We start from the raw sequence: 19,036 nt of genomic DNA, 5'->3' as shown, positions 1-19,036 counted from the left end.
CCAATGGCGAAGAAGTCCCTCATCGCGAAGGCCGAGCGGAAGCCGAAGTTCGGCGTCCGGGCCTACACCCGGTGCCAGCGCTGCGGCCGTCCGCACTCGGTGTACCGCAAGTTCGGCCTCTGCCGTGTGTGCCTCCGTGAGATGGCGCACCGCGGCGAGCTGCCGGGCGTGACCAAGAGCTCCTGGTAGTCAGGACCTCGCGGTAATGCCATAGCGAAGCAGGTGTGCCCGATCGCACAACACCCCTTTTTTGGGGGTCCGTACGGGAATCCCGTAAGGTAGTGGGGTCGGGCCCCCTGTCGCGGTGGCTCCATAGCTGCCGTCGACCCTCTTCGGAGGGCTCGCACCCAGTCTTACGACGCCGCAGGTCCCCTGCGTCTGTGCCCCTGCCGCACTCCCCGGAGTGCGGCAGGGGGACCTGGCGCGGAGAAACCACGGCGAGAGAGGCCTGAGGCCATCATGACCATGACCGACCCCATCGCAGACATGCTCACGCGTCTGCGTAACGCGAACTCGGCGTACCACGACTCCGTGGCGATGCCGGCCAGCAAGATCAAGGCGCACGTCGCCGAGATCCTGCAGCAGGAGGGGTACATCTCCTCCTACAAGGTTGAGGAGCCCACTGAGGGCGAGGTCGGCAAGAAGCTGACCATCGAGCTCAAGTTCGGCCCCAACCGTGAGCGCTCGATCGCTGGCATCAAGCGGATCAGCAAGCCGGGCCTGCGGGTCTACGCAAAGTCCACCAACCTGCCGAAGGTCCTCGGCGGCCTGGGCGTGGCGATCATCTCCACGTCCTCCGGTCTCCTCACGGACAAGCAGGCTGCCAAGAAGGGCGTAGGCGGAGAAGTTCTCGCCTACGTCTGGTAATTCGGGAAACGGAGGTACAGCAATGTCTCGCATTGGACGGCTGCCCATCCCGGTTCCCGCCGGCGTGGACGTCACCATCGATGGCCAGGCGGTCTCGGTGAAGGGCCCGAAGGGCTCCCTCACCCACGTTGTCGCCGCGCCGATCGAGATCGGCAAGGGCGAGGACGGCGTTCTGGCTGTCACCCGCCCCAACGACGAGCGTCAGTCGAAGGCCCTGCACGGCCTGACCCGCACGCTGGTGGCGAACATGATCACCGGCGTGACCGCGGGCTACCGCAAGTCGCTGGAGATCAGCGGTGTTGGTTACCGAGTCGCAGCGAAGGGCTCCAACATGGAGTTCCAGCTCGGCTACAGCCACCCGATTCTGGTCGAGGCCCCGGAGGGCATCTCCTTCGTGGTCGAGTCGCCCACCAAGTTCCACGTGGACGGCATCGACAAGCAGAAGGTCGGCGAGGTCGCCGCGAAGATCCGCAAGCTGCGCAAGCCCGACCCGTACAAGGCCAAGGGCGTCAAGTACGCGGGCGAGGTCATCCGCCGCAAGGTCGGAAAGAGTGGTAAGTAAGCGATGAGCGTCTCTGTCAAGATCGGCAAGGGCAACGCCTACAAGAGCGCCGCTCGCAAGCGCCGCGCCATCCGTGTTCGCAAGCGCGTCACCGGCACCGAGGTGCGTCCGCGCCTCGTGGTGACCCGCTCGAACCGCCACATGGTCGCCCAGGTCATCGACGACGCCAAGGGTCACACCCTGGCGTCGGCGTCCACCCTCGACGTGTCCATCAAGGGCGTCGAGGGCGACAAGACCGAGCTGGCCAAGAAGGTCGGGAGCCTGGTCGCCGAGCGCGCCAAGGCCGCCGGCATCGAGTCGGTCGTCTTCGACCGCGCGGGCAACCGGTACGCAGGCCGCATCGCCGCTCTGGCCGATGCTGCCCGTGAGGCCGGGCTCGACTTCTAAGCCGCTCGTCGGCTCAGTCGACGGACGTAATCGAGAGAGGTAATTCCAATGGCTGGACCCCAGCGCCGCGGTAGCGGCGCCGGCGGCGGCACCGGCGGTGGCGAGCGGCGTGACCGTAAGCGTGACGACCGGGGCAACGCCCCCGCCGTCGAGAAGACTGCTTACGTCGAGCGCGTTGTTGCGATCAACCGTGTCGCCAAGGTTGTCAAGGGTGGTCGTCGTTTCAGCTTCACCGCGCTGGTCGTGGTGGGCGACGGTGACGGCACCGTAGGTGTCGGCTACGGGAAGGCGAAGGAGGTTCCGGCCGCCATCGCCAAGGGTGTTGAGGAGGCCAAGAAGAACTTCTTCAAGGTCCCCCGTATCCAGGGCACCATCCCGCACCCGATCCAGGGCGAGAAGGCTGCCGGCGTCGTGCTCCTGAAGCCGGCTGCCCCCGGTACCGGTGTTATCGCCGGTGGCCCGGTGCGTGCCGTGCTGGAGTGCGCCGGTATCCACGACATCCTGTCGAAGTCGCTCGGCTCCGACAACGCGATCAACATCGTGCACGCCACCGTGGCGGCTCTGAAGGGCCTCGTGCGCCCCGAGGAGATCGCCGCCCGCCGTGGCCTGCCGCTGGAGGACGTGGCTCCCGCCGCTCTGCTGCGGGCTCGTGCTGCAGGGGTGAGCGCCTGATGGCTCGCCTGAAGATCACGCAGACCAAGTCCTACATCGGCAGCAAGCAGAACCACCGCGAGACGCTGCGCTCGCTGGGTCTGAAGCGCATGCACGATGTGGTCGTCAAGGAGGACCGTCCCGAGATCCGCGGGATGGCCCAGACCGTGCGTCACCTCGTCACGGTCGAGGAGGTGGACTGATTATGGGCGACTCGCCGATCAAGGTTCACAACCTGCGTCCCGCCCCGGGTGCCAAGACCGCCAAGACCCGTGTCGGTCGTGGTGAGGGCTCCAAGGGTAAGACCGCCGGTCGTGGCACCAAGGGCACCAAGGCCCGCTACCAGGTTCCGCAGCGCTTCGAGGGTGGCCAGATGCCGCTCCACATGCGCCTGCCGAAGCTGAAGGGCTTCAAGAACCCGTTCAAGATCACGTTCCAGGTTGTCAACCTCGACAAGCTGGCCGAGCTCTACCCGCAGGGTGGCGCGGTCACCGTCGAGGACCTGGTCCTCAAGGGCGCGGTTCGCAAGAACTCCCTCGTCAAGGTGCTCGGCACCGGCGAGATCTCGGTTGCCCTGCAGGTGACGGTGGACGCCGTCTCCGGCACCGCCGCCGAGAAGATCACCGCCGCCGGCGGTACCGTCACCGAGCTCGTCTGAGCCCGCTGACTCCCCACGAGCCCCGCACCTCCTCCGGGAGGTGCGGGGCTCGTGTCGTCGCGCCGCGGGGCCCGCACTTTGCTCAGGCAGGTGCGGGCCTCGTTCTTTTGTGTGGCAAACCCGGGCATCCCGTACCCCGTGAGTGGGGGAGGGGCCGTACGCGCTTCTTTCGAGTGGCTGCGCACTGTTAGAGTCCGTGGAGTTCCCTTGTAGGCTGCGCGTAGGTTCGCCTGTGCCGTCTGTGGGGGGGCCCGACCGCAAACTCCCCATTCAGGACCGACCCTCCCGCCGACGACGTGCGGGAGGCGCAGGAGGCACCGTGCTCAGTGCGTTCGCGCGGGCGTTCCAGACGCCCGACCTGCGCAAGAAGCTGCTGTTCACGCTGGGCATCATGGTGCTGTTCCGGCTGGGCTCCCACATCCCGGTACCCGGGGTGGACTTCCAGGCCGTCAACGCCTGTGTGAAGGAGACCAAGAACAGCGGTCTGTTCGGGCTCGTCAACCTGTTCAGCGGTGGCGCGCTCCTCCAGCTGACGATCTTCGCGCTCGGCATCATGCCGTACATCACGGCCAGCATCATCCTCCAGCTCCTCACCGTCGTGATCCCGCGGCTCGAGGCGCTGAAGAAGGAGGGGCAGGCCGGTACCGCCAAGATCACCCAGTACACCCGGTACCTGACCATCGCGCTCGCCGTGCTCCAGGGCACCGGCATCGTGGCGACGGCCTCCAGCGGTGCGCTGTTCTCCGGCTGCGTCTACGCCAACCAGATCGTGCCGGACACCGGCGTGTTCCGGATCGCCGTCATGGTGCTCACCATGACCGCCGGCACCACGTTCATCATGTGGCTCGGCGAGCTGATCACGGACCGCGGCATCGGCAACGGCATGTCGCTGCTGATCTTCACCTCGATCGCGGCGCAGTTCCCGTCCTCGATGTGGGCGATCAAGACCTCCGGCACCATCGGCGGCGGCTGGGTCGAGTTCCTCTCCGTGGTCGCGGTCGGCGTCATCGTTGTGATGCTGGTCATCTTCGTCGAGCAGGCGCAGCGCCGGATCCCGGTGCAGTACGCGAAGCGGATGATCGGCCGCCGGGCCTTCGGCGGCACGTCGACGTACATCCCGCTCAAGGTGAACCAGGCCGGTGTCATCCCGGTCATCTTCGCCTCGTCGCTGCTGTACATCCCCGCCCTGGTGGTCCAGCTGACCAACAGCCAGGCAGGCTGGGCGACGTGGATCAGGACCAACTTCGTCAAGGGTGACCACCCGGTCTACATGGCCACCTACTTCCTGCTGATCGTCTTCTTCGCCTTCTTCTACGTCGCCATCTCCTTCAACCCCGAAGAAGTTGCCGACAATATGAAGAAGTATGGTGGGTTCATCCCGGGCATCCGGGCCGGCCGGCCGACGGCCGAGTACCTGAACTACGTGCTCACCCGCATCACGTGGCCGGGTTCGCTCTACCTGGGCCTGATCGCGTTGATCCCGATGATCGCCCTGGTCGCCTTCGGACAGCAGACCAACTTCCCGTTCGGCGGCACCAGCGTTCTCATCGTCGTCGGCGTCGGACTCGAAACTGTTAAGCAGATCGAGAGCCAGCTCCAGCAGCGCAATTACGAAGGGTTCCTCCGCTGATGCGTATCGTCCTCGTCGGGCCTCCCGGGGCCGGGAAGGGTACTCAGGCGCACCTGCTCGCCAAGACCCTGTCCATCCCCCACATCTCCACCGGCGACCTCTTCCGCGCCAACATTGGTCAGGGCACCCCGCTGGGGCTCGAGGCCAAGGGCTTCATGGATGCGGGTCGTCTGGTACCGGATGAGGTCACCATCGGGATGGCCAAGGACCGCATGCTCCAGCCGGACGCCGTCAACGGCTTCCTGCTCGACGGCTTCCCCCGCAACCTGGGGCAGGCCAAGGCGCTGGACGAGTTCCTCGCCGAGCAGGGCATCGAGCTCGACGGCGTGCTCGACCTGGAGGTCCCCGAGGACGAGGTCGTCAAGCGGATCGCCGGCCGGCGGCTCTGCCGCAACGACGGTGGCCACGTCTTCCACGTGGACTACAACCCGCCGAAGGCCGAGGGCGTCTGCGACGAGTGCGGCGGCGAGCTGTACCAGCGCTCGGACGACACCGAGGAGAAGGTGCGCACGCGCCTGGAGGTCTACCACACGGAGACCGAGCCGATCATCGACTACTACGCCCAGCAGGGCCTGGTGGCGACCATCCCGGCCCTCGGCAAGGTCGACGAGGTCACCCAGCGCGCGATCGAGGCGCTGAAGCAGGACAACTGAAGTCTGAGCAACGCACGTACGGCCGCGCTCCCCTCCCCGGGGCAGCGCGGCCGTACGGCGTCGTACGGTGGAACGAGTGCACGGCCGCCCGGCAAGGACCGGGCGGGAACCCTAGGAAGGCGTGACCAGATGGTGGAGATCAAGACCCCCGAGCAGATCGCGAAGATGCGAGCGGCCGGGCTGGTCGTCGCCGAGGCGCTGAAGGCCTGCCGCGAGGCGGTCGCTCCGGGGGTGACCACCCAGGAGCTCAACGACGTCGCGGACAAGGTCATCGCCGGCCACGGCGCCACCTCGAACTTCCGCGCCCACCACGGGGGCCTCTGGTTCCCCGGGGTGATCTGCGCCTCGGTGAACAACGAGGTCGTGCACGGCATCCCCGGCGACCGGGTGCTGCAGGAGGGCGACGTCATCTCGATCGACTGCGGCGCGATCCTGGACGGCTGGCACGGCGACGCGGCGATCACCGTGGCGGTCGGCGAGGTCCGGCCCGAGGTGGAGATGCTCAGCCGGGTCACCGAGGGCTCCATGTGGGCGGGCATCGCCCAGATGAAGAAGGGCAACCGCCTGGTCGACGTCTCCAAGGCGATCGAGGGCTTCATCCGCCGTCAGCCGCTGCCGCCCAAGGGCAAGTGGGGCATCACCGAGGGCTACGGCGGCCACGGCATCGGCACCGCGATGCACATGGAGCCCCACGTGCTGAACTACGTCGAGCGCGGCCGCGGCAAGGGCCCGAAGCTGATCCCCGGCACGGTGCTGGCGATCGAGCCGATGGTGTCGCTCGGCACTCCGCACACCACGGTGCTGGAGGACGAGTGGACCGTCGTGACGAACGACGGCACCTGGGCCTCGCACTGGGAGCACTCGGTGGCCGTGACGGAGCAGGGTCCGCTGGTGCTGACGGCCTTCGACGGCGGCGCGGCGGAGCTGGCGAAGCTCGGCGTCACCGCGGCGCCCGACCCGCTCGCGTAGCAGGTCAGGCGGCCTGTCGCCGTAGCCGGCAGGGGATCGGGGCCCTGGAGGTTTGGACCTCCAGGGCTTTTGTCCTATTTTTATCGGCTGGCAGGGGCTTCAGCGGCTTCGGCGGCTTCGAACGGCAGGAGAGAGCAGTGCTCAAGGGATTCCGCGACTTCATGATGCGCGGCAACGTGGTCGACATGGCCGTGGGTGTGGTCATCGGTGCGGCCTTCACCGGTGTGGTGACCGGCTTCGTGTCGGCCTTCCTCACCCCGCTGGTGGGCGTCGTGGTGGGCGCGGCCGGCGACTTCAGCTCGTACAAGGCCAACCTGGGCGGGGTCATCTTCCCGTGGGGGCAGTTCCTCAACGTGCTGATCGCGTTCCTGATGACCGCGGCCGTGCTCTACTTCTGCGTCGTGCTGCCGGTGACCAAGGCCACCGCCCGGTACCTGCCGAAGAAGCCGAAGACCCCGAAGCGGCCCTGCCCGGAGTGCCTGACCGAGATCCCCGAGGCCGCCCGCCGCTGCGCGGCCTGCACCGCGCACGTCGAGCCGCTGGCGCTCCCGCTCCCGCTCCAGCGCTGAGCCGGGCCGGGGGCCCCGCGCCGGGCCGTGCGCCCCGGTTTTGGTGCTTCCCACGGGCTGGCGTAGGATGGACCGTCGGCTCACTCGTAGCGTGCTTCAGCACGCCCTCTTCCCTCGCGGGTCGGGGTGAACCCAGGTTCGCACGAGCGTGCCGCATACGGTAGCCGGTCCCGGAAGGTGGATCTCGCAGTTCATGGCTAAGAAGCAAGGCGCCATTGAGATCGAGGGCACCGTGATCGAGTCTCTTCCGAACGCGATGTTCAAGGTCGAGCTGCAGAACGGTCACAAGGTCCTCGCGCACATCAGCGGCAAGATGCGCATGCACTACATCCGCATCCTGCCGGACGACAGGGTCGTCGTGGAGCTCAGCCCCTACGACCTCACGCGTGGCCGGATCGTCTACCGCTACAAGTAAGTGAAACCACCGCCTCGCGGCGGTGGCGCCAGATCTAGACCCGGAGAACCTGAGACATGAAGGTCAAGCCGAGCGTCAAGAAGATCTGCGACAAGTGCAAGGTGATCCGCCGTCACGGCCGGGTCATGGTGATCTGCGACAACCTGCGCCACAAGCAGCGCCAGGGCTGATCAGTTCTCCGCAGCATTTCTCGTAGTACTTCGCGCGACGCGAAAAACGTCATAAGCGGGCTGCCCGATCCATCCGTGCGCGGGTGGACTGCCGCCCCCGGTCAGAGGCCGGGGCTCCCTCACCGTGAGGTGTCGGAGTAGGCAGCACGCAAGACCTCTGAAAAATCACAGGAGCCATGAATGGCACGCCTCGCCGGCGTTGATCTCCCCCGTGAGAAGCGGATCGAGATCGCCCTTACCTACGTGTACGGCATCGGCCGTACCCGCGCCCAGCACACCCTCGCCGAGACCGGTGTCAGCCCGGATGTCCGCGTTCGCGACATCTCCGAGGAAGACCTCGTCAAGCTGGGTCAGTACATCGACGCCAACTACACGGTCGAGGGTGACCTCCGCCGTGAGGTGGCCGCCGACATCCGCCGCAAGGTCGAGATCGGCTGCTACGAGGGTCTGCGTCACCGCCGCGGCCTGCCGGTCCGCGGTCAGCGCACCCACACCAACGCGCGTACCCGCAAGGGCCCGCGTCGCGCGATCGCCGGTAAGAAGAAGCCGGGCAAGAAGTAGTCCGTCCCGTCACCGGACATCCCTCCGGCCCGCGGGTCAGCGGACCGACCACCTCAGTAGGAGAACAGACTTATGCCCCCCAAGGGTCGTCAGGCTGCCGGCGCCAAGAAGGTGCGCCGCAAGGAGAAGAAGAACGTCGCTCACGGGCACGCCCACATCAAGAGCACGTTCAACAACACCATCGTTTCGATCACGGACCCCGCGGGCAACGTGATCTCCTGGGCCTCCGCCGGCCACGTCGGCTTCAAGGGCTCGCGCAAGTCCACCCCGTTCGCCGCGCAGATGGCCGCCGAGGCCGCTGCCCGTCGCGCGCAGGAGCACGGCATGCGCAAGGTTGACGTCTTCGTGAAGGGTCCGGGCTCCGGCCGCGAGACCGCGATCCGTTCGCTCCAGGCCACCGGCCTGGAGGTCGGCTCGATCCAGGACGTCACCCCCACCCCGCACAACGGCTGCCGCCCGCCGAAGCGCCGCCGCGTCTGACGCAGCGCCTTCGGGCACTGGCGTTCGCTCGACACCGCGTACGGGGTCCCGGTTCGTCCGGGACCCCGTACGCTGGTTCTGTTCGGCATCAAATAGTGGGTGCCGAAGACAACTGGAGGATCTGAAAACATGCTGATCGCTCAGCGCCCCTCGCTGACCGAAGAGGTCGTCGACGAATTCCGCTCGCGGTTCGTGATCGAGCCGCTGGAGCCGGGCTTCGGCTACACCCTCGGCAACTCCCTTCGCCGCACGCTCCTCTCCTCGATCCCCGGCGCCGCTGTCACCAGCATCCGCGTCGACGGCGTCCTGCACGAGTTCACCACCGTGCCGGGCGTCAAGGAGGACGTGACCGACCTCATCCTCAACATCAAGCAGCTGGTCGTCTCCTCGGAGCACGACGAGCCGGTCGTGATGTACCTGCGCAAGCAGGGCCCGGGTGTCGTCACCGCCGCCGACATCGCGCCGCCGGCCGGTGTCGAGGTGCACAACCCGGAGCTGGTCCTCGCCACGCTGAACGGCAAGGGCAAGCTGGAGATGGAGCTGACCGTCGAGCGCGGTCGCGGCTACGTCTCCGCCGTCCAGAACAAGGCCTCCGGCCAGGAGATCGGCCGCATCCCGGTCGACTCGATCTACAGCCCCGTGCTGAAGGTCACCTACAAGGTCGAGGCCACCCGTGTCGAGCAGCGGACCGACTTCGACAAGCTGATCGTCGACGTCGAGACCAAGCCCGCCATGCGCCCGCGTGACGCCATGGCCTCGGCCGGCAAGACCCTGGTGGAGCTGTTCGGTCTCGCCCGCGAGCTGAACATCGACGCCGAGGGCATCGACATGGGCCCGTCCCCGACGGACGCCGCCCTGGCCGCCGACCTGGCGCTGCCGATCGAGGAGCTCGAGCTCACCGTTCGGTCGTACAACTGCCTCAAGCGCGAGGGCATCCACACCGTGGGTGAGCTCGTCGCCCGCTCCGAGGCCGACCTGCTCGACATCCGCAACTTCGGTGCGAAGTCGATCGACGAGGTCAAGGCGAAGCTGGCCGGCATGGGCCTGGCCCTCAAGGACAGCCCGCCCGGGTTCGACCCGACCGCCGCCGCCGACGCCTTCGGCGCCGACGACCTGGACGACGCGGGTTACGCGGAGACCGAGCAGTACTAGGGGTTTCCCGACGGGAGCGGCTCCCCGGAGCCGCCCCCGTCACCATGGACCACGGTCGTGACGGGACCGGCATGAGGGCCTCCGGGCCCGCGTGAGAAGCCCCCTCCCCGGAGGGGGCGGCGTCACCCAAGTCGTACGGGCACCGTGTCCGTACGCCCGCTGCGGTACCTGGTACGGCCGCAGTAGGAGATCCAAGGAGTCATTCCATGCCGCGTCCCACCAAGGGTGCCCGCCTCGGCGGCGGCCCGCACCACGAGCCGCTGCTGCTCGCCGGTCTGTGCCGGGAGCTGTTCCAGTACGGCCGCATCACCACGACCGAGGCCAAGGCCCGTCGGATGCGCCCGCTGGCTGAGAAGCTGATCACCAAGGCGAAGAAGGGCGACATCCACAACCGTCGCCTGGTGCGCAAGACCATCACCGACATCTCGGTGCTGCACACCCTCTTCACCGAGATCGCGCCGCGCTACGAGAACCGCCCGGGTGGCTACACCCGTATCACCAAGATCGGCGGCCGCCGTGGCGACAACGCCCCGATGGCCGTGATCGAGCTGGTCGAGTCGCTGACCGTCGCGCAGAACGCCGTCGGCGAGGCCGAGGCCGCCACCAAGCGTGCCGTCAAGGAGGCCGACGCCAAGGCGGAGGAGACCAAGGTCGAGGAGGCCCCCGCGGCCGCCGAGGCCGAGGCCGCCGAGCAGGCCTGACACCGTCAGTTGTGATGCGGGCCCGCTCTCCCATTCGTGGGGGAGCGGGCCCGTTCCTCGTTTTCCGGGTACGAGAAGCAGTCTCTGGAGTGGAGAGCAGTGGTCAACGATTGCGCCGAGCGGCCGCCGGTGAAGGACGGGCCGGCGGACGGGTACGTCCGGGTCCGGCTGGACCTCGCCTACCACGGGGCCGAGTTCTCCGGCTGGGCCCGTCAGCGCGGCGGGCGCCGGACGGTGCAGGAGGAGATCGAGACCGCGCTGCAGATCGTCACCCGCAGCCCGGAGCTGTTCCCGCTCACGGTGGCCGGCCGCACCGACGCCGGGGTGCACGCCCGCGGTCAGGTCGCGCACGTGGACCTGCCGGCCGGGCTCTGGGCCGAGCACCGCGAGAAGCTGCTGCGCAGGCTGGCCGGGCGGCTGCCCGGTGACATCCGGATCTACCGGGTCGGCGAGGCCCCGGCCGGCTTCGACGCCCGCTTCTCGGCGATCTGGCGCCGCTACGCCTACCGGGTGGCCGATCACCAGGGCGGCGTGGACCCGCTGCTGCGCGGCCACGTGCTCTGGCACGACCGGCCGCTGGACGTCGAGCGGATGAACGCCGCCGCCGCGCTGCTGCTGGGCGAGCACGACTTCGCCGCGTACTGCAAGAAGCGTGAGGGCGCGACCACCATCCGCACCCTGCTGGAGCTGCACTGGGACCGCGTCCCGGTGGACGGCTACGCCACGCAGGAGGGCTCGCTGGCGGTCGCCACCGTCCGGGCCGACGCCTTCTGCCACAACATGGTGCGGGCCCTGGTCGGCGCCATGCTGCTGGTCGGCGACGGCCACCGGCCGGTGGAGTTCCCCGGCGAGGTGCTGGCCGGCGGGGTGCGCAACTCCGCGGTCAACGTGATCCGGCCGTACGGACTGACGCTGGAGGAGGTCGGCTACCCGGCCGACGACCAGCTCGCCGAGCGCAGCCGGCTGGCCCGCCGGATCCGTACGCTGCCGGGCCAGGGGTAATCCGTTTTGGTCCTGGGCGGTGGCTTGGGACAATCTCCCTCATGGGACACGTCGAGATTTCGCACCTTGAGTACTACCTGCCGGACGGGCGGGTGCTGTTCGACGACGCGTCCTTCCGGGTCGGCGAGGGCTCCGCGGTCGCCCTGGTGGGTGCCAACGGAGCCGGCAAGACCACGCTGCTGCGCATGATCGCGGGCGACATCCAGCCGCACGGCGGCTCGGTGACGATCAGCGGCGGCCTGGGCGTGATGCGCCAGTTCGTCGGTACCACCGGCCGTGAGGACCAGAAGGACACGCCCGGCGCGCTCGCCGCCGACGCCTCCGTCCGCGACCTGCTGGTCTCCGTCGCCCCCGAGCGGATCGCCGTCGCGGCCCGCGCGGTGGACGCGGCCGAGCTGGCGATGATCGCCCAGGACGACGAGAAGACGCAGATGGCCTACGCCCAGGCGCTCTCCGACTGGGCCGACGTCGGCGGCTACGACTACGAGACCGACTGGGACGTCTGCACCATGGCGGCCCTCGGCATGCCCTTCGACAAGGCCCAGTGGCGCGGGCTGAACACGCTCTCCGGCGGCGAGCAGAAGCGCCTGGTGCTGGAGGCGCTGCTGCGCGGCCCCGAAGAGGTGCTGCTGCTGGACGAGCCGGACAACTACCTGGACGTCCCGGGCAAGCGCTGGCTGGAGGAGGCCATCCGCGCCACCTCGAAGACCGTGCTCTACATCTCGCACGACCGTGAGCTGCTCTCCCGGACGGCCGAGAAGATCATCAGCGTCGAGTCCGGGGCGGCCGGCAGCAGCGTCTGGGTGCACGGCGGCGGCTTCGACTCCTTCCACGAGGCCCGCAAGGACCGTTTCGCGCGCTTCGAGGAGCTCGGCCGCCGCTGGGACGAGGAGCACGCCAAGCTCAAGAAGCTGGTGGTCACCCTGCGCCAGGCGGCCTCCGTCAGCCACGCGCTCGCCACCCGCTACGCGGCCGCCCAGACCCGGCTGAAGAAGTTCGAGGACGCCGGCCGGCCGGAGGAGCCCCCGCGCGAGCAGAGCATCACCATGCGGCTCCGGGGCGGGCGCACCGGTGTGCGCGCGTTCACCATGGAGCAGCTGGAGCTCACCGGGCTGATGAAGCCCTTCGACCTGGAGGTCTTCTACGGCGAGCGGGTCGGCGTGCTGGGCTCCAACGGCTCCGGCAAGTCGCACTTCCTGCGGCTGCTTGCCGGTGACGCGACGGTCGCGCACACCGGCAGCTGGAAGCTCGGCGCGCGGGTGGTACCGGGGCACTTCCGGCAGACCCACGCCCACCCGGAGCTCTTCGGCCGCACCGTCCGCTCGATCGTCGAGGAGGAGCACGCGCTCAGCCGCGGCGCCGCGATGGGCGTGCTGCGCCGGTACGAGCTGGACCGCCAGGAGGAGCAGAAGTTCGAGTCGTTGTCCGGCGGGCAGCAGGCCCGGCTGATGATCCTCAAGCTCGAACTCTCCGGCGTGACGGCCCTGTTGCTGGACGAGCCGACCGACAACCTGGACCTGGAGAGTGCCGAGGCACTGCAGGCCGGGCTGGAGGCCTTCGACGGCACCGTGCTCTGTGTGACGCACGACCGCTGGTTCGCCAGGACCCTCGACCGTTTCCTGGTCTTCGGGGCCGACGGACGGGTCTACGAGTCCACCGAACCGGTCTGGGACGTGACCCGCGTCGAGCGCGAACGCTGAGCGTTTTTGACCCGTCCGGGGCAGCCCGGTAGGCTGGGGGCTTGTTGTGCGTATTGGCTCGCTCTATCTCACGTGAGAGGTCGGTACGCCGGAGATACCAGGTCGACGAACCAGCGGCTCCCCTTGAATTGCGTCCAAGGCGGCCAGGCTGTGTGCCTCGACCGGGTGCTCCTGTCAGGACTCACTCACTGAAAAGCAGAGGCTACGACCGTGCGTACGTACAGCCCCAAGCCCGGCGACGTCCAGCGTCAGTGGCACGTCATCGACGCGACCGACGTCGTGCTCGGCCGTCTGGCCTCCCAGGCCGCCAACCTCCTCCGGGGTAAGCACAAGGCGATCTACGCGCCGCACGTTGACACGGGTGACTTCGTCATCATCATCAACGCGGACAAGGTGCACCTGTCGGGTAACAAGAAGACCCAGAAGCTGGCGTACCGCCACAGCGGCTTCCCGGGCGGTCTCCGCTCGGTCCGCTACGACGACCTCCTGGCGAACAACCCGGAGAAGGCCGTCGAGAAGGCCATCAAGGGCATGGTCCCCAAGAACAGCCTGGGCCGCCAGATGCTCTCCAAGCTGAAGGTCTACTCGGGCGACCAGCACCCGCACGCTGCCCAGCAGCCGGTGCCGTTCGAGATCACCCAGGTCGCGCAGTAATTCCGGCCACCTAGCCCCCCAACACTGAAAAGAGCTGAGGAACCCCGTGGCCGAGACCACTGAAACCCTTGAGGTCGAGTTCGACGAGACTGTCGTCGAGGGCGAGTACACCTCTGAGGAGAACTACACCTCCGAGTCGCTGGCCGGCCGCTTCGGCGAGGCCGTCCCCGGCGCCGGTCTGGGCCGCCGCAAGGAGGCGATCGCCCGCGTGCGCATCGTCCCCGGCACCGGTGTCTGGAAGATCAACGGCCGCACCCTGGAGAACTACTTCCCCAACAAGGTGCACCAGCAGACCGTGAACGAGCCCTTCAAGCTGCTGGAGCTCGACGGTCGTTACGACGTCGTCGCCCGCATCTCGGGTGGCGGCACCTCCGGCCAGGCCTACGCGCTGCGCCTCGGCGTGGCCCGTGCCCTGAACGAGGCCGACGTGGACAACAACCGCGCCGCCCTCAAGAAGGCCGGCTTCCTGATGCGTGACGCGCGTGCCGTCGAGCGCAAGAAGGCCGGTCTCAAGAAGGCCCGCAAGGCGCCGCAGTACAGCAAGCGCTAGTCGCACCCGAGGGGTGTGCGCCGCCCTGGTGGTGCACGCCCCTGGTGCGCTCTCACGCCCCGGAGTACCCCGTGTACTCCGGGGCGTTGTGCTCCCCGGCATGGTGCGGAGGCCGGGGATTCGATCGAATGGTGCTGCCGGATCACGGCCGGCAGCAGCGATGGAGGACTGGACAGTGGGACGACTCTTCGGTACGGACGGCGTGCGTGGTGTGGCCAACGAAGGCCTGACGGCCGAGCTGGCGCTCGGGCTGTCGGTCGCGGCGGCGCACGTACTCGGTGAGGCGGGGGCCTTCGACGGCCACCGGCCGGTCGCGGTCGTGGGACGTGACCCCCGGGCGTCCGGCGAGTTCCTGGAGGCCGCCGTCATCGCCGGTCTGGCCGGCGCGGGCGTCGACGTCCTGCGGGTCGGCGTGCTGCCCACCCCCGCTGTGGCCTATCTCACCGGCGCGCTCGGCGCCGACTTCGGCGTGATGCTCTCCGCCAGCCACAACGCCATGCCGGACAACGGCATCAAGTTCCTCGCCCGCGGCGGCCACAAGCTGGACGACCGGATCGAGGACGCCATCGAGGCGCACTACCGGACGTACTCCATCGGCACCGACGAGTGGAAGCGCCCCACCGGCGCCGCCGTCGGCCGGGTCCGCGAGTACACCGAGGGCTTCGACAAGTACGTCGCCCACCTGATCGGCGTACTGCCCAACCGCCTGGACGGCATCCGGGTCGTCATCGACGGCGCGCACGGCGCGGCCGCCTACGTCGCCCCCGAGGCCTTCGCCCGGGCCGGCGCCGAGGTCGTCCTCACCCTGGGGGCCGAGCCCACCGGCCTCAACATCAACGACGGCGTCGGCTCCACCCACCTGGACCGGCTGCAGACCGCGATGCGCGACCACAAGGCCGACCTCGGCATCGCGCTCGACGGCGACGCCGACCGTTGCCTGGCCTCCGACGCGGACGGCAACGAGGTCGACGGCGACCAGATCATCGCGATCCTGGCCGTCGCCATGAAGGAGGCCGGCACGCTGCGCCGCAACACGGCCGTCGCGACCGTGATGTCCAACCTGGGCTTCAAGCTGGCGATGGAGCGCGAGGGCATCGAGCTGGTGCAGACCGCGGTCGGCGACCGCTACGTGCTGGAGGCGATGAAGGAGCACGGCTTCGCGCTCGGCGGCGAGCAGTCCGGCCACGTCATCCTGCTCGACCACGCGACCACCGGCGACGGCACGCTGACCGGTCTGATGCTCGGCGCCCGGCTGGCCGCCACCAAGCAGCCGCTGGCCGACCTGGCCACCGTGATGACCCGGCTGCCGCAGCTGCTGATCAACGTCAAGGGCGTCGACAAGAGCCGGGTGCACAGCAGCGTCGAGCTGGCCGCCGCGGTCGCCGAGGCCGAGGCCGAGCTGGGCTCCACCGGCCGGGTCCTGCTGCGTCCGTCCGGCACCGAGCCGCTGGTCCGGGTGATGGTGGAGGCCGCCGACCAGGTGCAGGCCAAGGCCGTCGCCGAGCGGCTGGCCGAGGCGGTCCGGACCCACCTGGGCTGACGCCCGCTCACCCGGGTCGGTGCTCCACCGGCCCGGGGTGACGCCGGCTCACCTGTTCGCCCGGGCCAACGGGGCCCAGGGGCGCCGGAGTCGGAGCCGTTGCACGGGAAGGCCCCCGCCCTGCGGCGGGGGCCTTCACATGTTCCGGTCTGCGGTCGGGGCTTCTCGCCGGCCGACGCCGGTGTCGGGTCAGAGCTTGCGGAGCAGGGCGCGGCGGACCTTGTGGTCCTGGCCCTTCTGCAGGACCAGCGTGGCGCGGCCGCGGGTGGGCAGCACGTTCTCCAGCAGGTTCGGCTTGTTGATGGTGCGCCAGACCTGCCGGCCGTACTCCATCGCCTCCTCCTCCGGCACTTCGGTGAAGCGGCGGAAGTAGGAGTTCGGGTCCTGGAAGGCGGTCTGCCGCAGCTTGCGGAACCGGTCCAGGTACCAGTTCTCGATGTCGTCGGTGCGGGCGTCGACGTAGATCGAGAAGTCGAAGTAGTCGGTCACCGCGAGGCGGGTCCGGCCGTCCGTGCCGGGCAGGGCCGGCTGGAGGACGTTCAGGCCCTCGACGATGAGGATGTCCGGGCGCTCCACGGTGAGCCGCTCACCCGGCACGATGTCGTACACCAGGTGCGAGTAGACCGGGGCGGTCACCCGGTCCTTGCCGGCCTTCACGTCCGCCACGAAGCGCATCAGCGCGCGCCGGTCGTACGACTCGGGGAAGCCCTTGCGGGCCATCAGGCCGCGGCGGCGCAGCTCGGCGTTGGGCAGCAGGAAGCCATCGGTGGTGACCAGCTCGACCCGCGGGTGCTCGGGCCAGCGGGCCAGCAGCGCCTGGAGCAGGCGCGCCGTGGTGGACTTGCCGACGGCGACCGAGCCGGCCACGCCGATGATGAACGGGGTCCGGGTGCGCTCGGTGTCCGGGGTGTCCAGGAAGGTGCCCAGGGCGCCGCGCAGATCGTGCGTGGCGTGGATGTAGAGGTTCAGCAGCCGGGACAGCGGCAGGTAGACGTCGCGCACCTCGTCCAGGTCGAGGGCGGTGCCCAGGCCCCGCAGCCGTTCCACCTCCTCCGCGGTCAACGGCAGCGGCGTACGCTCGCGCAGCGCGCTCCACTCGGCCCGGCTGAGGTCCACGTAGGGGGACGGGGACGGGCCGGGCGTGGCAGCGCCCCGCGTACAGAGTTCGGTCAGCACATGCTCCATTGTGGGCCGTAGCAGCGTTCACGGTGCTTGTGGTGTCGGTCACGCGCTGTGGGCGAACTGTGCGAAAGGGGCATCCCGGCCGCCCTTATGCTGGCACGCATGTGCGGAATTGTTGGATACGTGGGCGCGCAGCCCGCTCTTGACGTAGTAATCGCAGGCCTGCAGCGACTTGAGTACCGGGGCTACGACTCGGCCGGTGTCGCGGTGCAGGTCCAGGGCTCCGACGGGCAGTGGAGCCTGGCCACCGACAAGCGGGCCGGCAAGCTCGCCAACCTGGAGAAGTCGCTCGCCGAGACCCCTCTTCCCGGCGGCACCACCGGCATCGGCCACACCCGCTGGGCCACCCACGGCGGCCCGACGGACGCCAATGCCCACCCCCACCTGGACGACGCCGCCCGGGTCGCCGTGGTCCACAACGGCATCATCGAGAACTTCGCCCAGCTGCGGGCCGAGCTGGCCGAGCGCGGTCACACGCTGCGCTCGGAGACCGACACCGAGGTCGTCGCGCACCTGCTGGGCGAGGTGTACGACGGTGACCTCGCGGAGGCCATGCGGGTGGTCTGCCGCCGCCTCGACGGCGCCTTCACCCTCGTCGCCGCGCACGCCGACGCGCCGGACGTCGTGGTCGGCGCCCGTCGCAACTCGCCGCTGGTCGTCGGGCGCGGCGAGGGCGAGAACTTCCTCGCCTCGGACGTCGCCGCCTTCATCGCGCACACCCGCGAGGCGATCGAGCTGGGCCAGGACCAGGTCGTCGAGCTGCGCCGCGAGGGCGTCACGGTGACCAACTTCGACGGCACCCCGGCCGACGTGCGCGAGTACCACGTCGACTGGGACGCCTCGGCCGCCGAGAAGGGCGGCTACGACTACTTCATGCTCAAGGAGATCGCCGAGCAGCCGAAGGCCGTCGCCGACACCCTCCTCGGCCGGATCGGCACCGACGGCCGGCTCACCCTCGACGAGCTGCGGATCTCCGACGCCGACCTGCGCTCGGTCGACAAGGTCGTCATCGTCGCCTGCGGCACCGCGTTCCACGCGGGCATGATCGCCAAGTACGCGATCGAGCACTGGACCCGCATCCCCTGCGAGGTCGAGGTCGCCTCGGAGTTCCGCTACCGCGACCCGATCATGGGCCCGGGCACGCTGGTCATCGCGATCTCGCAGTCCGGCGAGACCATGGACACCCTGATGGCGCTGCGCCACGCGCGCGAGCAGGGCGCCAAGGTGCTGGCGATCTGCAACACCAACGGCTCCACCATCCCGCGCGAGTCGGACGCGGTGCTGTACACCCACGCCGGCCCCGAGGTGGCCGTCGCCTCCACCAAGGCGTTCCTGACCCAGCTGGTGGCCTGCTACCTGGTGGCGCTCTACCTCGGCCAGGTGCGCGGCACCAAGTGGGGCGACGAGATCTTCACCATCATCCGCGAGCTCGGCGACGCGCCGAAGCAGGTGGAGCAGGTGCTGGAGACCATGGAGCCGGTCCGCGAGCTGGCCCGCTCCCTGGCCGACGCCAAGTCGGTGCTGTTCCTCGGCCGGCACGTCGGCTTCCCGGTGGCCCTGGAGGGCGCGCTCAAGCTCAAGGAGCTGGCGTACATGCACGCCGAGGGCTTCGCGGCGGGCGAGCTGAAGCACGGGCCGATCGCGCTGATCGAGGAGGGGCTGCCGGTCGTCGTGGTCGTGCCCTCGCCGCGCGGCCGGTCGATCCTGCACGACAAGATCGTCTCCAACATCCAGGAGATCCGGGCCCGTGGCGCCCGCACGATCGTCATCGCGGAGGAGGGCGACGAGGCGGTCGTCCCGTACGCCGACCACCTGATCCGCATCCCGGCGACGCCGACGCTGCTGCAGCCGCTGGTGTCCACCGTGCCGCTGCAGGTCTTCGCCTGCGAGCTGGCCACGGCCAAGGGCCACGAGGTCGACCAGCCGCGCAACCTCGCGAAGTCCGTCACCGTCGAGTAGCCGGCTCCTGCGGCACCGGGCTCC

At 69.1% G+C, this 19,036-nt stretch carries 24 protein-coding genes; 23 read left to right on the top strand and 1 reads right to left on the bottom strand.

Annotated elements, in window-relative coordinates; translation table 11 throughout:
- The first annotated feature begins 3 nt into the window (after nucleotides 1-3).
- The 22 genes from OH807_RS17190 (at nucleotide 4) to glmM (ending at nucleotide 15,871) form a co-directional block, all read left to right on the top strand.
- Nucleotides 4-189 (top strand): type Z 30S ribosomal protein S14, encoded by a 186-nt coding sequence (locus OH807_RS17190; RefSeq protein ID WP_030393303.1) that lies wholly within the window; start codon nucleotides 4-6, stop codon nucleotides 187-189.
- Nucleotides 190-459: 270 nt separating this feature from the next.
- Nucleotides 460-867: a 30S ribosomal protein S8 gene (gene rpsH / locus OH807_RS17185; protein WP_033213994.1), complete on the top strand. Its 408-nt coding sequence runs from the start codon at nucleotides 460-462 to the stop codon at nucleotides 865-867.
- A 22-nt stretch (nucleotides 868-889) separates the two neighbouring features.
- Entirely contained in the window at nucleotides 890-1,429 is a 540-nt protein-coding gene (rplF, locus tag OH807_RS17180; protein WP_406199529.1) for a 50S ribosomal protein L6, read from the top strand.
- A 3-nt stretch (nucleotides 1,430-1,432) separates the two neighbouring features.
- Nucleotides 1,433-1,816 carry a 50S ribosomal protein L18 gene (gene rplR, locus OH807_RS17175; RefSeq protein WP_360631627.1) on the top strand — a complete coding sequence of 128 codons (384 nt, stop codon included), beginning with the start codon at nucleotides 1,433-1,435 and terminating at the stop codon, nucleotides 1,814-1,816.
- A 48-nt stretch (nucleotides 1,817-1,864) separates the two neighbouring features.
- Nucleotides 1,865-2,488, top strand: coding sequence for a 30S ribosomal protein S5 (gene rpsE, locus OH807_RS17170; RefSeq protein WP_030055834.1), 624 nt, complete (start codon nucleotides 1,865-1,867; stop codon nucleotides 2,486-2,488).
- Nucleotides 2,488-2,670, top strand: coding sequence for a 50S ribosomal protein L30 (gene rpmD / locus OH807_RS17165; RefSeq protein WP_030300409.1), 183 nt, complete (start codon nucleotides 2,488-2,490; stop codon nucleotides 2,668-2,670). Before rpsE ends, rpmD begins: the two co-directional genes overlap by 1 nt.
- Before the next feature lie 2 nt (nucleotides 2,671-2,672).
- Complete coding sequence (rplO, locus tag OH807_RS17160; protein ID WP_406199526.1) at nucleotides 2,673-3,125, top strand: 50S ribosomal protein L15; 453 nt, start codon at nucleotides 2,673-2,675, stop codon at nucleotides 3,123-3,125.
- 319 nt (nucleotides 3,126-3,444) lie between these two features.
- Nucleotides 3,445-4,755, top strand: coding sequence for a preprotein translocase subunit SecY (gene secY, locus OH807_RS17155; RefSeq protein ID WP_406199523.1), 1,311 nt, complete (start codon nucleotides 3,445-3,447; stop codon nucleotides 4,753-4,755).
- The gene (locus OH807_RS17150; protein WP_406199520.1) at nucleotides 4,755-5,408 is read left to right on the top strand and encodes an adenylate kinase; all 654 of its coding nucleotides are present in this window, start codon (nucleotides 4,755-4,757) and stop codon (nucleotides 5,406-5,408) included. The genes secY and OH807_RS17150 overlap by 1 nt, the downstream gene beginning before the upstream one ends.
- 129 nt (nucleotides 5,409-5,537) lie before the next feature.
- A complete protein-coding gene (gene map, locus OH807_RS17145) occupies nucleotides 5,538-6,377 on the top strand; it encodes a type I methionyl aminopeptidase (protein ID WP_406199517.1) in 840 nt (279 codons plus the stop codon).
- Between the two features lie 137 nt (nucleotides 6,378-6,514).
- A complete protein-coding gene (gene mscL, locus OH807_RS17140) occupies nucleotides 6,515-6,946 on the top strand; it encodes a large conductance mechanosensitive channel protein MscL (protein WP_406199514.1) in 432 nt (143 codons plus the stop codon).
- Nucleotides 6,947-7,139: 193 nt separating this feature from the next.
- Nucleotides 7,140-7,361, top strand: coding sequence for a translation initiation factor IF-1 (gene infA / locus OH807_RS17135; protein ID WP_003956442.1), 222 nt, complete (start codon nucleotides 7,140-7,142; stop codon nucleotides 7,359-7,361).
- Nucleotides 7,362-7,417: 56 nt separating this feature from the next.
- On the top strand, nucleotides 7,418-7,531 hold the full coding sequence (gene rpmJ / locus OH807_RS17130; RefSeq protein ID WP_003956441.1) for a 50S ribosomal protein L36: 114 nt from the start codon (nucleotides 7,418-7,420) through the stop codon (nucleotides 7,529-7,531).
- Nucleotides 7,532-7,711: 180 nt separating this feature from the next.
- Nucleotides 7,712-8,092, top strand: a complete 381-nt coding sequence (gene rpsM, locus OH807_RS17125) for a 30S ribosomal protein S13 (protein WP_406199511.1) — start codon at nucleotides 7,712-7,714, stop codon at nucleotides 8,090-8,092.
- Nucleotides 8,093-8,164: 72 nt separating this feature from the next.
- Nucleotides 8,165-8,572: a 30S ribosomal protein S11 gene (rpsK, locus tag OH807_RS17120; RefSeq protein WP_035800872.1), complete on the top strand. Its 408-nt coding sequence runs from the start codon at nucleotides 8,165-8,167 to the stop codon at nucleotides 8,570-8,572.
- A gap of 129 nt (nucleotides 8,573-8,701) precedes the next feature.
- Entirely contained in the window at nucleotides 8,702-9,724 is a 1,023-nt protein-coding gene (locus OH807_RS17115) for a DNA-directed RNA polymerase subunit alpha (RefSeq protein WP_030232516.1), read from the top strand.
- 206 nt (nucleotides 9,725-9,930) lie between these two features.
- A complete protein-coding gene (rplQ, locus tag OH807_RS17110) occupies nucleotides 9,931-10,425 on the top strand; it encodes a 50S ribosomal protein L17 (RefSeq protein WP_406199506.1) in 495 nt (164 codons plus the stop codon).
- A gap of 129 nt (nucleotides 10,426-10,554) precedes the next feature.
- Nucleotides 10,555-11,427, top strand: coding sequence for a tRNA pseudouridine(38-40) synthase TruA (gene truA, locus OH807_RS17105; RefSeq protein WP_406211042.1), 873 nt, complete (start codon nucleotides 10,555-10,557; stop codon nucleotides 11,425-11,427).
- Between the two features lie 41 nt (nucleotides 11,428-11,468).
- A complete protein-coding gene (locus OH807_RS17100) occupies nucleotides 11,469-13,127 on the top strand; it encodes an ABC-F family ATP-binding cassette domain-containing protein (RefSeq protein ID WP_406199503.1) in 1,659 nt (552 codons plus the stop codon).
- Between the two features lie 210 nt (nucleotides 13,128-13,337).
- On the top strand, nucleotides 13,338-13,781 hold the full coding sequence (gene rplM, locus OH807_RS17095; protein ID WP_014136251.1) for a 50S ribosomal protein L13: 444 nt from the start codon (nucleotides 13,338-13,340) through the stop codon (nucleotides 13,779-13,781).
- A gap of 46 nt (nucleotides 13,782-13,827) precedes the next feature.
- Nucleotides 13,828-14,331 (top strand): 30S ribosomal protein S9, encoded by a 504-nt coding sequence (gene rpsI, locus OH807_RS17090; protein WP_406199499.1) that lies wholly within the window; start codon nucleotides 13,828-13,830, stop codon nucleotides 14,329-14,331.
- Between the two features lie 175 nt (nucleotides 14,332-14,506).
- On the top strand, nucleotides 14,507-15,871 hold the full coding sequence (glmM, locus tag OH807_RS17085; RefSeq protein ID WP_406199497.1) for a phosphoglucosamine mutase: 1,365 nt from the start codon (nucleotides 14,507-14,509) through the stop codon (nucleotides 15,869-15,871).
- 189 nt (nucleotides 15,872-16,060) lie between these two features.
- On the opposite strand, the gene coaA is transcribed toward glmM, so the two are convergent.
- Nucleotides 16,061-17,056 carry a type I pantothenate kinase gene (gene coaA / locus OH807_RS17080; RefSeq protein WP_406199494.1) on the bottom strand — a complete coding sequence of 332 codons (996 nt, stop codon included), beginning with the start codon at nucleotides 17,054-17,056 and terminating at the stop codon, nucleotides 16,061-16,063.
- Nucleotides 17,057-17,155: 99 nt separating this feature from the next.
- On the opposite strand from coaA, the gene glmS reads away from it, so the two are divergent.
- Nucleotides 17,156-19,012, top strand: coding sequence for a glutamine--fructose-6-phosphate transaminase (isomerizing) (gene glmS, locus OH807_RS17075; protein ID WP_406199491.1), 1,857 nt, complete (start codon nucleotides 17,156-17,158; stop codon nucleotides 19,010-19,012).
- Nucleotides 19,013-19,036 lie beyond the last annotated feature (24 nt).

Source organism: Kitasatospora sp. NBC_01560, assembly GCF_045208415.1.
Lineage (GTDB): Bacteria > Actinomycetota > Actinomycetes > Streptomycetales > Streptomycetaceae > Kitasatospora.
This window is presented reverse-complemented; position numbering and strand designations above follow the sequence as displayed.

Coding starts and splice junctions, on each gene's coding strand:
- OH807_RS17190 (WP_030393303.1), top strand. CDS start 4: ATGGCGAAGAAGTCCCTCATCGCGAAGGCCGAGCGGAAGCCGAAGTTC.
- rpsH (WP_033213994.1), top strand. CDS start 460: ATGACCATGACCGACCCCATCGCAGACATGCTCACGCGTCTGCGTAAC.
- rplF (WP_406199529.1), top strand. CDS start 890: ATGTCTCGCATTGGACGGCTGCCCATCCCGGTTCCCGCCGGCGTGGAC.
- rplR (WP_360631627.1), top strand. CDS start 1,433: ATGAGCGTCTCTGTCAAGATCGGCAAGGGCAACGCCTACAAGAGCGCC.
- rpsE (WP_030055834.1), top strand. CDS start 1,865: ATGGCTGGACCCCAGCGCCGCGGTAGCGGCGCCGGCGGCGGCACCGGC.
- rpmD (WP_030300409.1), top strand. CDS start 2,488: ATGGCTCGCCTGAAGATCACGCAGACCAAGTCCTACATCGGCAGCAAG.
- rplO (WP_406199526.1), top strand. CDS start 2,673: ATGGGCGACTCGCCGATCAAGGTTCACAACCTGCGTCCCGCCCCGGGT.
- OH807_RS17150 (WP_406199520.1), top strand. CDS start 4,755: ATGCGTATCGTCCTCGTCGGGCCTCCCGGGGCCGGGAAGGGTACTCAG.
- map (WP_406199517.1), top strand. CDS start 5,538: ATGGTGGAGATCAAGACCCCCGAGCAGATCGCGAAGATGCGAGCGGCC.
- infA (WP_003956442.1), top strand. CDS start 7,140: ATGGCTAAGAAGCAAGGCGCCATTGAGATCGAGGGCACCGTGATCGAG.
- rpmJ (WP_003956441.1), top strand. CDS start 7,418: ATGAAGGTCAAGCCGAGCGTCAAGAAGATCTGCGACAAGTGCAAGGTG.
- rpsM (WP_406199511.1), top strand. CDS start 7,712: ATGGCACGCCTCGCCGGCGTTGATCTCCCCCGTGAGAAGCGGATCGAG.
- rpsK (WP_035800872.1), top strand. CDS start 8,165: ATGCCCCCCAAGGGTCGTCAGGCTGCCGGCGCCAAGAAGGTGCGCCGC.
- OH807_RS17115 (WP_030232516.1), top strand. CDS start 8,702: ATGCTGATCGCTCAGCGCCCCTCGCTGACCGAAGAGGTCGTCGACGAA.
- rplQ (WP_406199506.1), top strand. CDS start 9,931: ATGCCGCGTCCCACCAAGGGTGCCCGCCTCGGCGGCGGCCCGCACCAC.
- OH807_RS17100 (WP_406199503.1), top strand. CDS start 11,469: ATGGGACACGTCGAGATTTCGCACCTTGAGTACTACCTGCCGGACGGG.
- coaA (WP_406199494.1), bottom strand. CDS start 17,056: ATGGAGCATGTGCTGACCGAACTCTGTACGCGGGGCGCTGCCACGCCC.
- glmS (WP_406199491.1), top strand. CDS start 17,156: ATGTGCGGAATTGTTGGATACGTGGGCGCGCAGCCCGCTCTTGACGTA.